Annotated in this window: 7 protein-coding genes; 4 read left to right on the forward strand and 3 right to left on the reverse strand. The window is 61.0% G+C overall.

What is annotated here, in order from left to right; all coding sequences use genetic code 11:
* The first annotated feature begins 306 nt into the window (after nucleotides 1-306).
* From P0204_RS17775 to P0204_RS17785, 3 genes are all read left to right on the forward strand, one after another.
* A complete protein-coding gene (locus P0204_RS17775; protein ID WP_276223501.1) occupies nucleotides 307-2,247 on the forward strand; it encodes a COG1361 S-layer family protein in 1,941 nt (646 codons plus the stop codon).
* On the forward strand, nucleotides 2,247-4,724 hold the full coding sequence (locus P0204_RS17780) for an efflux RND transporter permease subunit (protein WP_276223502.1): 2,478 nt from the start codon (nucleotides 2,247-2,249) through the stop codon (nucleotides 4,722-4,724). The genes P0204_RS17775 and P0204_RS17780 overlap by 1 nt, the downstream gene beginning before the upstream one ends.
* A 549-nt stretch (nucleotides 4,725-5,273) precedes the next feature.
* The gene (locus P0204_RS17785; protein ID WP_276223504.1) at nucleotides 5,274-6,956 is read left to right on the forward strand and encodes a sensor histidine kinase; all 1,683 of its coding nucleotides are present in this window, start codon (nucleotides 5,274-5,276) and stop codon (nucleotides 6,954-6,956) included.
* 459 nt (nucleotides 6,957-7,415) lie between these two features.
* On the opposite strand, the gene P0204_RS17790 is transcribed toward P0204_RS17785, so the two are convergent.
* Nucleotides 7,416-7,589, reverse strand: coding sequence for a hypothetical protein (locus P0204_RS17790; RefSeq protein WP_276223506.1), 174 nt, complete (start codon nucleotides 7,587-7,589; stop codon nucleotides 7,416-7,418).
* 84 nt (nucleotides 7,590-7,673) lie between these two features.
* Between P0204_RS17790 and gfo6 the strand changes: the two genes are divergently transcribed.
* A complete protein-coding gene (gene gfo6 / locus P0204_RS17795; protein WP_276223508.1) occupies nucleotides 7,674-8,759 on the forward strand; it encodes a D-xylose 1-dehydrogenase Gfo6 in 1,086 nt (361 codons plus the stop codon).
* Between the two features lie 13 nt (nucleotides 8,760-8,772).
* Here the strand turns inward: gfo6 and P0204_RS17800 are convergent, their stop codons facing one another.
* Nucleotides 8,773-10,254: an aldehyde dehydrogenase family protein gene (locus P0204_RS17800; protein WP_276223509.1), complete on the reverse strand. Its 1,482-nt coding sequence runs from the start codon at nucleotides 10,252-10,254 to the stop codon at nucleotides 8,773-8,775.
* Nucleotides 10,255-10,315: 61 nt separating this feature from the next.
* Nucleotides 10,316-11,293 (reverse strand): DUF726 domain-containing protein, encoded by a 978-nt coding sequence (locus P0204_RS17805; protein ID WP_276223511.1) that lies wholly within the window; start codon nucleotides 11,291-11,293, stop codon nucleotides 10,316-10,318.
* Between the last annotated feature and the right edge of the window lie 85 nt (nucleotides 11,294-11,378).

Below are 11,378 nucleotides of genomic sequence, written 5' to 3' on the forward strand. Positions count from 1 at the left end.
TTCTGGCTCTGAAAACCGACTCACACTATTTCACCGTCTGGAGTGAACGCCGTCGAAGCGTCTGTTCACGGAAATCTTTCGAGTGTGTATGAGAGTGTCAAACGGACGCTGACCGGCTCTAATGCAGTTTTTCCGGCTTGGAAAATCTGGATTCCTGTTTAACTCCCCACTCTCCTTCTGTTCGCTCGTGATACGAGAACTGTTGCAGCACACTGTTCGGTCACCATCAGCGGATGAAAGACTCTCCCGAATTCTACAGGGTTGGAGCCTGCTCACGACGAGCACGGTCCCACGGGGGGAGCCACGATGAAGCGTAGCAGTATTGCGAGCGTCCTCTTCGCCGCCGTCATGGTGTCGGCCGCGACTGGGCCTGTCACTGCCGCCGTAACCGGAAATCCCGAGATCGAGGTCGCGCTCGCGGACAACACAGTCGCGGTGGGTGAGGAGACGACATTCGATGTCGTGCTCTCGAACAATGGCGAGCTCGATTCCAGTTCCATCAGGAACCCGAGTCTACACAACGAGGTGACCACCGCCCGTGGGTTGACGGTCGACGTCGGCTCCAGCGACGCTCCGATATCGATATCGACCTCACGGCAGCTTACCGGCGATCTCGCCATGGGTTCGTCGCGGACGGTGTCGTTCGAAGTCAGCGTCGACGACGACGCCGACCCCGGCACCTATCGCGTCCCCATTGAGTTGAACTACGACTACTACAGCTACATCTCCGAGACGGTGGGCTCCCGTGACTCCGAGAGCGGCTCCCAAACTGAGTACGTCACCGTCCGGGTCAGCGACGACGCAACCTTCGACGTGGTCGATGTCGATTCGAGCGCGCGGGTCGGTTCGACAGGCGGCGTCGAACTCACCGTCGAGAACACGGGTGAGACGGCCGCAACTGACGCTGCAGTGACGCTGGCGAGCCAGAACGGCGAGTTCACCGTCGGCGGCGGCGAGCAGAGTTCCCGGTTCGTCGAGACGTGGGAGTCCGGCGAGAGCCGAACCTTCCAGTACCGGGTCGCTTCGTCCAGTGACGCCGAGCCCGAGCCGCACAACTTCGGCCTGTCCGTGGCCTTCGACAACACCGACGGCGTCCGAACGGAGTCAGTCGACAACACGGTCGGTATCGCCCCCGCACCCGAACAGTCGTTCGCAGTCGTCAACACCTCCTCGACGGTGCCCGTCGGCAACACCGGGGAGTACGAACTGACACTTCGCAACGACGGGCCGGTCACCGTCGACGACGCGACGGTGGCGGTCACCTCACAGAGCAGCGATATCACCTTCGGCGGAGCCACCTCCACCTCACAGTTCGTCGGGGAGTGGAGCCCCGGGGAGGTCCGGACCGTGACCGTCGACGCGACTGCGAGTGCAAACTCGGAGGTCCGCTCGTACGCGTTGTCGGCGTCGGTCGAGTACGATGACCCAGAGGGCGACGCGGGCACCGACGACAGTCTCTCGCTCGGTATCGAGACCACGCCGAAACAGGAGTTCTCGCTGTCGGACGTTTCCGGGACGCTGCAAGCGGGCCAGGACGGGACGCTCGAAGCCACGCTGGTCAACGATGGTCCCCGGACCGTCGAGAACGCCGTGGTCAACTGGGAGAGCGACCACTCCAATCTCTCCCCGCAAGAAACCCAGTACGCTGTCGGTAATCTGGAACCCGGCGAGTCGACGACAGTGAGTTTCGGCGTCGATACCTCAGACAGCGCCAGCGAGGGACCACGCCAGTTCGACTTTACCGTCGGCTACGAGGACGACAGCGGTGACCAGCAGACGAGCGACACGCTGTCGGTCCAGTCGGCCGTCGCCGCCAGCGAGGACGAGTTCGCTCTCGCGGTCGAAAACCGAACGATCACCGTGGGGAACACACGGGTCGTCTCGGTGGAAGTGACGAACAACCTCGACGAGACGGTTACCGACGTCGAGGCACGGTTGTTTGCCGACGACCCACTCAGCATCAGTGGAACGGACACCAGTTATATCGAGTCATTGGAGCCCGGTGAGTCCGCGACGCTGGCCTTCGAGGTGTCGGCGGCGTCCTCCGCGACAGCGGGGAGCACGTATCCGATGTCGTTCGACTTCCGGTATACGGATAGCGGTGGCGATACCCATCTGTCGGACACGTTCAGGAAGCCAGTCGATGCGACTCCCCAGAGCGGCGGCGGCCTGCCGCTCCCACTCATCTTCGGGCTGGGAGTTGCTGTTATCGGTGGTGTCGCAGTCGTCTACTGGAGGCGTGACTGATGTCACTGGCGGATCGGGTCGAAACGGCGACAGAACGCCTCAACACGACGATCGTGGATCGACCGCGAGCAGTCATCGTCGTGTTTCTGCTTGTTACGGCGGTCTTTGCCGGCGGGTTGGCGTCTGTGCAAGTGAGCGCCGGCGGACTCGACGCGTTCACCGAGGGGCTACCGGAACAGGAAGCCGAAGACGCAGTCGCCCAGAAGTTTGAAGATCCGTTCCAGGCAGACACACAAGACACGACGCAACTCATTCGGACCGACAGCAACGTGCTGACCAAAGAAGCACTTGTCCGTGACGCACGCCTTATCGAACGCGTCGCGGACCGTGACGACCTCCGGATGGAGTCGGCTAGTGGCCCTGCTCCGACCATCGCGCAGCATCTGAACCCGTCGGCGACGACACCGGAAGGGTACCGGCGGACGCTCGAACGTGCGCCCAAGTCCGAAATCAGACAGGCTGTTCGGGAGCTCGAAGGGGAGTCCCGATTTACCGGGTCGGTCTCGAACGATTTCAATCCCACCAGTGTCTCGGCGTCCGCATCGATCACGACCATCTCGCACGACTTCCCCGGGAGTTTCGACGACCTGACTGCTGTCCAGACGAGCCTCCAGACGGTCGCTGACGATATGCCCGGCGACGTTCGTGCGTTCGGATCGGGGACCACCGAAGCAGAGATACGGCAGTCGATGTCGGATTCGCTGCTGATCGTGATGCCAGTGGTGATACTCCTGTTACTGGTCTTCCTGGTGGTCGCGTACCGTGACCCCATCGACGTCCTGCTGGGGCTGGTCGCGCTCGTGATGACGATTATCTGGACGTTCGGGTTCCTCGGGTACGCACGGATCCCGTTCAGCCAGCAGATGATCTCGGTCCCGGTGTTACTGCTTGCTGTCGGCGTCGACTTCGGTATCCACATCATCAATCGCTATCGAGAGGAGACGGCACGCGGGTTCGCGGCGGTCGAAGCGATGCGGGAGGCGAACAGCCAGCTCATCGTCGCGTTCGTCATCGTGACCGTGACCGCAGTGTTTGGATTCGGTGCGAACGTCATCTCTACCCTCACACCGATTCGGAACTTGGGTATCGCTTCGGCAGTTGGGATTCTCTTCACCTTCCTTCTCTTCGGAGTGTTCTTGCCCGCGGCCAAGCTGGTGAGCGATGACCTACGCACGCGTCTCGGCGTTCCGGAATTCAACTCCACTCCGATCGCGTCGGAGGACTCAGCGCTCGGACGAGTGTTGGCGTTTCCCGCACAGGTGAGCCAGTACGCCCCGACGGTGATCGTCGTCGGGTTACTCCTGTCCGGTGGCCTGATGGGCGCGTACGGGTCGGGCGTCGGTACCTCGTTCGAGAACGAGGACTTCCTTCCGCCCGAGGAGATTCCGACCTATCTCACAGAGTTACCTGCGCCGTTTAGTCCAGGTGAATACACCATCACGTCAACGATCAACTTGCTGGACGAGAAGTTCGGGAGCAGTCAGGGGAGTACTGTGAAAATACACGTCCAGGGGAACCTCAAGCAAGATCACGCGCTCGAAGCCCTCGCCGCTCCGAACGACAATCCGCCGGAGTCACTTGCAGTCGGACCTGGCGGGCAGGCAGAGGCACGGAGCATCGTCACCGTCATCAGATCCCACGCTGATCAAAACGAGGAATTCGCCGCCTTGGTCGCCCGAAACGACCAGAACGACAACGGAATTCCCGACCAAAACCTCGAACAGATCTACGACGAACTGTTCTCGTCCTCGGCGAGTGACCGGGCCGAACGATACCTCACGGAGGATTACCGGTCCGCGCAGATCGAATATCAGACAGACTCCGACGCCACACAGACAGAGGTGACCGCTGGCGGGGCTGAACTAGCGGACAGGCTCCAGTTCGAAGCGACGGCCACGGGGAGCGTCGTCGTCCTCGCGGCGGTGATGGATCGCATCTTCCAGTCGGCGATTCAGGGGCTCGTCATGGCAGTCGGACTGACCGCTGCGTTCCTCGTGATTATCTACGGTATCTTGGAACGGAAGCCACTGCTCGGGGTGGTCAACGTCTTCCCGATACTGGTGGCCATCGCGTTCTTGCTCGGAACGATGCGATATCTGAACATCACGCTGAACGCACTGACGGCGACGATCCTCTCTATCTCGGTCGGGGTTGGCATCGCCTATTCGGTGCATACGACCCACCGGTTCATCGACGAGTACGATGCGACGATCGGCGCCCACGAAGCGATGATGGTGACGCTGACAGGCACAGGCGGCGCACTGTTCGGAAGCATGCTGACGACCGCGCTGGGCACTGGTGCGCTCGCACTGGCCGTTACCCCGATTCTCGGTAACTTCGGGGTCCTGATCGGTCTGAGTGTCACCTACTCGTTCCTCGCGGCGGTGATCGCACTTCCACCCGCTGTGTTGCTCTGGGAACGAGTACATCAGTGGGATCTCGATCGGTTCACGCGTCTCCGTCCGGTACTGCAATAGCCACAGAACGAGTGGTGCGTCGGCTACGCGAGCCCATCGAGGGGCCGGTCAGGCGTCCCCCGCTGTGACGTCTGCCCGGCGCTGCTCGTACGCCGCAGACGCATGGTATCCTCGTTGTCCTCGCCAGATAGCGATCGATACCGGCGATATTGACACCGCTGACTGTAATCAACTCCCGGTCCGGCGTCGAACGGGAGCTGTCAACCTGGACTGGTTGCAGAACCCGAACCCGATTCTGACAACGATGCGATCGTTGCGACGGTAGTGTTGGCGTGCTTGTCCCCGATCACACGGGACGGTGGACAGCTATGTGAATTGGGTTCGACTATCGAGTCGTCCGGGATAGGGTTCCCAAATCTGAAAACGCGCCCGGATACTTATATACAAGCACTTCTGAAACCGGAGTGGATAAGGAGACTGATTCCGGTGGAGGATCGCTGTTGATACGTAGCCGATCCCACGACGCCGTTATCGTTGAGCGTTTTGAAATGTGATATTGATATCGGATCATAGCGCCTGGGTGGCAGTCGAATCGTCTGGGAGAACATAATGCCCCTCTTTGCAAAACCGCTCATCGGGTTGGTGATGATCGGAGCGGCGCCGATTACCGGCCTCCTCGCGCTGCGAGTCAGATCCGATGTGGATAAACCGGCGATAAAGTGGTTCTCTCTCATGATGCTCGCTGGTGTGGGGTGGGCACTCACCAGTGGTATCGAAACGATATTCTGGAACGCGACGGTATCGATCGTCTCCGATAGGTTCCTCCTCTTTATAGCTACTTTCACGGGGATCTCGTGGTTCCTGTTCGCTACCGAATTCGCCAACAAACAAACGGTTTCAGAGCATACATTTCGTGTCTTGTTGCTTGTTCCAGTCATAACTCAGTGTCTCGTATGGATACCGGAATCTCGGTGGCTCGTCTACTCCCAGGTCACTCTGACGAACGGACTGCTCACGACGACGCTTGGCTCTTGGGGGATGTTCGATCTCTGGGTTTTTGGATACGGCCTCACGTTCGCGGCGTTTGCGGTCCTGGGTGGCGAACTGTTGACTGCTGACAACCGGGCACGGAAAATTCAAGTCGGCTTACTAATCGGGGCGATGAGTATTCCCGTAGTAATTTCAGTAGCACATACTCTCGATCTCACGTCTGTCAACTTCACAGCGTATGGAATCGCAGCGACTGGCGTGATTTTCTTAGTCGCCATTCGAGAGGAATCCAATCCCCACTTATTTAGTGTCAATCACTTTGCCTGGGACCAGGCTATCAATGATATCGATGACCCCATACTGAACTTCGATTCGGAGTTCACCCTTACTGACGTCAACCCATCCGCTCGCCGTGTTTTTGACGTCGAAGTTGGGATGGACGCGGAGCGTCTCGGAGAACTGAATCCGGAATTAGACCCGATCTTTGACGAAGAGAGCCCTCAAGACCTCGTCACTCACGTCGACGGTACCAAGCGGTACTATTCATATCAGTCGTCCCGAGTCGAATACGGACGCGGGGCGACAGGACAGACCGTTGTATTCCGAGATATCACTGCTCAAAAGCACCAGGAGAACCGTCTTCAGCGGCAGAACGAGCGGCTTGACGAATTCGCCAGTGTCGTGTCGCATGATCTCCGGAATCCATTGACAGTGGTTACGGGCCGGCTCGAACTCGTCCGAGAAGACGTCTCTACCGACGAGTTTGAGACAATCCAACGGAACCTCCAGCGAATGGCGACAATCATCGACGACGTATTGAAGCTGGCTCGAGCCGGCGAAACTGTCGAAACCGCGGAATCAGTTCGCCTCGCGGAGGTCGCTACCGAAGCCTGGCAACACGTACATACCGACCAGTCCACGTTCGATATGCGGATTTCGGAGGACGTACTCGTCGAGGCAGACCGCAATCGTCTCCTCACCGTCTTCGAGAACCTCTTCCGGAATACACTCGATCACAACGAGCCCCCGGTTACCGTTCACATTGGCACGTTCAGAGCTGACGAAACCCTGACAGACGGTGAGGGGTTAATCGGCTTATACATTGAAGACGATGGGGACGGCATACCCGCTGAGGAACGTGGAAGGATCTTCGAACACGGATATACGACGAGTGATGACGGGACCGGACTCGGACTCTCTATCGTCCACGACATCGTCGAAGCCCATGGCTGGGACATTCAGGTAACCGATAGCTCGGGCGCTCGTTTCGAGATAACTGGTATCCGGGAGGAGACCGGATAAATCGGGCTCGTCTCCCGCGAAACCTGGATGCTTCCCAGGTCGCTAGAAGCAGTCACTGAGACCGCATCGAACGGCTGGTTGAACTCGTCGGCGCCGGAAATTACAGTAGCCGTTGAGAATCAATGTACACCAGATCGAACTACAATCATCCGATCGACGTGTAAATTAGCTCAATGGGTACTATAACTGTCGGCTACTGTCGCCTCAATCGCGTCCTAATAGAGAATAGAACCCTTTAAACTCCAGAAGTTTGGATTTTGATCTGATTTAGGTCCCATTGTTCAAATCGATGACTTTTCAGACGTGAATATCCATATTATAATATCGTATAAGGAAATTGTACCGATATTTCGTTTCCACTCGTATAGCTCAGAAGTGCTGCACTCGATATGGAAACGTAGGTGCGTGAACGGAAGTCCGTCCGACTCTTTCTCCCCTCTGCGAGCCCTGTGAGACGCGTTAGTCGTCGGTGATGACGACCGTATCGATGACCTCGCCACAGGCGGGACAGCGGGGCTGTGGGTCCTCGGCTGTCCCGCCGGGGACGAGACCGGGGATATCCGTCCAGCACTCCGGACACCTGACGGTATCGTGGCCCGGATACGGACAGATGTCTGTATCGTCCGGTGGCACGAGTGGACTCATTCACCTGGCGCGTAAAACTGTTTCGTTCACCGCAGGGGTTCGATTTATGAGCCACGGGCCAGTGGTGCCGATATGGAGCTGAGTGCAATCGTCGAGGATAGCTGTGCGCGTGACTGGGAAACGGTCGACCCCGACACCGTCGAGCCGGTACGGTTCGCGGTCATCGGTCTGGGCTGGTTCACGAAGGGGCGGGCGCTGCCCGCACTCGAAGCGAGCGACCGCTGTGAGCCGTCGGTCATGGTCAGCAGTTCGACGGAGAAAGCCGAACGTGTCGCTGCCGAGACGGAGGGAGCGGACCACGGGATCACCTACGAGCAGTTCCACGACGGCGTCGCCAGCGATGCCTACGACGCCGTCTACATCGTCACGCCCAACGCGCTCCACCTGGAGTACGTCGAGACCGCAGCCGACCTGGGCAAGGCGGTCCTCTGTGAGAAGCCGATGGAACGGGACAGCGAGCGAGCCGCGCGGCTCCGGGACGTCGCCGCCGAGGCCGGCGTCGAGTTGATGATCGCCTACCGGATGCATACGGAGCCGGCAGTCCGCCGGGCGCAGGACCTGATCGACGCGGGCTACGTCGGCGAACCGATGTCGGTCACCGGCGACATGTCACAACGCCTGCTCGACCGGATCGACCCGAACCCCGACCAGTGGCGGTTAGACGAGGAACTGGCCGGCGGGGGCGCGCTGTTCGACATCGGCATCTACCCGCTCAACACCGCCCGGTACCTGCTCGACGCCGACCCGCGTTCGGTCACCGGCAACACGTCCAGTAGCCACGCCGCCTTCGACGAGGTCGACGAGACGGTCGCGTTCTCCGTCGAGTTCCCCGAGGAAGTGTACGGTCAGTTCTACGCGAGCCACAACGCCCGCCAGTCTTCGGGGATCACCGTCACCGGGACGGAGGGCCAGGTCCGGATCGAACCGGCCTTCTTCCAGGACCAGACCCGACAACTCCACGTCTCGCGGGGCGACGGCCGGGCGTCGGTGACCATCGAGAAAGTCGACCAGATGTTGGCGGAGTTCGACTACTTCGCCGACCGCCTCCGCGGCGACGAACCGATCCACGCCGACGGCGACCACGGGCTGGTCGACATGCGCGCGATGGAGGCCGTCTACGAAGCCGCGGAGACGGATCAGTGGGTCAGCGTCGACTGAGAACGGGACGGACTCAGGCGTTGAAGCCCTGGTGGAAGCCGACGAGTTTCTCCCGCGAGAAGTGCTCGACTGCGTACTTGATACCTTCCTTGCCGACGCCCGAATCCTTGAACCCGCCGTAGGGCATGTGGTCGGCCCGGAAGCCGCTGACCGTGTTGATGTTGACGCCGCCGGCGTCGATCGTGTCGGCCGCACGCTTCGCACGGTCGATGTCCTGGGTGAACAGGCCGGCTTCGAGGCCGTAGTTGGTGTTGTTGGCCTCTTCGAGGGCCTCGTCGAAGTCCTCGACGGTGATGACCGGGACCAGCGGGCCGAACGTCTCCGCTTTCGCGGCCGGCATGTCCGGGGTCACGCCCGACAGTACCGTCGGCTCGAAGGTCCGCGGACCCAACTCGCCGCCGTAGTTACCGCCACACTCGACGGTCGCGCCGGCGTCGACGGTCGCCTCGAAGATCTCGACGACGTCCTCGAACTGGCTGTCGTCGACCATCGAGGCGATGGTGGTTTCGTCGTCGAAGGGGTCACCGACGACCAGGTCTTCACAGGCGTCGACGAGTGCGTCGACGAACTCTTCTTCGATGTGCTCGGGGACGATGACCCGCTCGACGCTGTTACAGACCTGGCCGGCGTTCGAACAGGCACCGCCGACGACCTGGACCGCGGCTTCTTCGAGATCGGTGTCGTCCCAGACGATCGTCGGGTCGTTCCCGCCCAGTTCGAGCGTGATCTCTTTCATGCCGCTGTTGTTGGCGAGGTACTTGCCGACGGGCGTCGATCCCGTAAAGGAGATGGCCTCGACGGCGTCGTGGTCGAGGATCACGTCGCCGGTCGTCGAGCCGGAGCCGGTGACGACGTTGACCAGGCCGTCCGGGACATCGAACTCGACCGCGTCGGCAGCGTCGTCCAGGCACTCGAACAGTGCGATGGAGGTCAGTGGGGTGTTGGAGGCGGGTTTGCCGACGACGGCGTTGCCGGCGGCGATAGCGGGACCGACCTTGTGGACCATCAGGTTCAGCGGGAAGTTGAACGGGGTGATGGCGGCGACGACGCCCAGCGGTTCGCGCTGGGTGAAACAGTGGTCGCGGGCGAAGCCCTTCTGGGCGTCCATCGGAACGTACTCCCCGAACATCCGTTTGGCCTGCTCGGCGGAGAGATCGAGCGTCTGAACCCCCCGGTCGACCTCGCCGCGGGCCTCCGAGATCGGTTTCCCCTGTTCGCTGGTGAGGATACGGGCGATCTCGTCTGCGCGTTCCTCGACCAGACGGGCGGTCTCGTGGAGGAACTCGTAGCGCTGGTAGGCGGAGAGATCGGAGGCCTGGAAGGCGGCCTCGGCGGCGTCGATCGCGTCGACGACCTGCCCGTCGCTGGCCATCGGGACCGACCCCACGAGATCGCCGTCGTACGGGTGGATGACGTCTGTGCGCTCGTCGGCGTCGACCCACTCGCCGCCGATGAGCATCTGCTTGTCGAGGCGTGTCGCTGCTTGCTGGCTCATACTCGTGGGGTGGGTCATCAGAATTATAAGTGTTACGCAGCCCCGAACCGTCAGGGGCCGTTCAGACGCCGAAGTCCTCGACGACGTCGTCGAGGACGCCGACCTCGTTGTCGGCGCTGTCGTAGTCGCCGTGGGCCTGTACGTCGTCGGTAACGTCCCGATCGGTGTAGTTCTCCGGTGCCTCGGGTGCGTGAGCGATGCCCGTGTGTCCGACTGCGTCGGTCTGGTCGATCGCGTAGTAGCCCTGCCCGAGTACGGCGTCGTTGTCCGAATAGTAGTTGTACAACTCCCCGGCGGAGTACTCGATGGCCTCGCCCCACCGCCGGTTTAGTTGGACCGCGTCGTTGTCGATCGCTCCGCCCAGCAGGGCGACGGAGTCAACGACGCCCTCTTCGGGCGTGTGGTGGGAGCCCTGCGAGGAGTAGAACCGGCTCACGTCCAGGTGGAGTTCTTCCAGTAGCGAGCAGGTGACCCGTGCGCCCAGCGAGTGGGCGATGATCCGTATGGGCCGGTCGTCCGACTGGCGGATGTCCCGGACCCACTGGCCGAACTTGAGCGCGTTCCGCTCGGCGATCTCGTTGGCGTCGGGCCAGCTCACGTCCGAGTCCCAGGTGAACGCGGCGGTGAACGCGTCGGTATACCCCGCGTCTCTGAGGCCGGTCCGGGCCTGGTCGGTCTGGTACCGTCCCCAGAGATGTGGGACGCTATCGACGAACCCGTGGACGAGGACCTGGATCTCGTCGGCGTCGTCGAACCCGCTCCAGTCACCGTGGAGGTCGTAACTCGTCGGCGTCTCCCCGTCGACGAGAGAGACCTCGCCGGGGTCGGACAGTGGAGTGAAGTGGCCGTCCGTCGAGATCGTCGGGAACGACTCCGGGACCGACGGCGGTTTCGTGGTACTGATATCTTCGGCCGCCGGGAATCCATCCGGAAGATCCGTCTCGTCCTCACCTTCCTGTGCAGCAACCGTCCCCGTTCCCAGAGCGATCGCCGAGGCTGTGCCGCCGAGTGCCGTAAGGAACTGTCGTCGTGATGGCACAAGTCGACGCTCGAACGCGGATAGCATAATTGTTATGACTCTCGTTGACACGGCGTCCGGTCGACTTCGAACGTGATAGCTGGAG

The organism is Haloarcula halophila, from assembly GCF_029278565.1.
GTDB classification, from domain to species: domain Archaea; phylum Halobacteriota; class Halobacteria; order Halobacteriales; family Haloarculaceae; genus Haloarcula; species Haloarcula halophila.

Excerpts from the sequence above, each read along its gene's own strand:
- P0204_RS17775 (WP_276223501.1), top strand. The coding sequence starts at position 307 with ATGAAGCGTAGCAGTATTGCGAGCGTCCTCTTCGCCGCCGTCATGGTG.
- P0204_RS17780 (WP_276223502.1), top strand. The coding sequence starts at position 2,247 with ATGTCACTGGCGGATCGGGTCGAAACGGCGACAGAACGCCTCAACACG.
- P0204_RS17785 (WP_276223504.1), top strand. The coding sequence starts at position 5,274 with ATGCCCCTCTTTGCAAAACCGCTCATCGGGTTGGTGATGATCGGAGCG.
- gfo6 (WP_276223508.1), top strand. The coding sequence starts at position 7,674 with ATGGAGCTGAGTGCAATCGTCGAGGATAGCTGTGCGCGTGACTGGGAA.
- P0204_RS17800 (WP_276223509.1), bottom strand. The coding sequence starts at position 10,254 with ATGAGCCAGCAAGCAGCGACACGCCTCGACAAGCAGATGCTCATCGGC.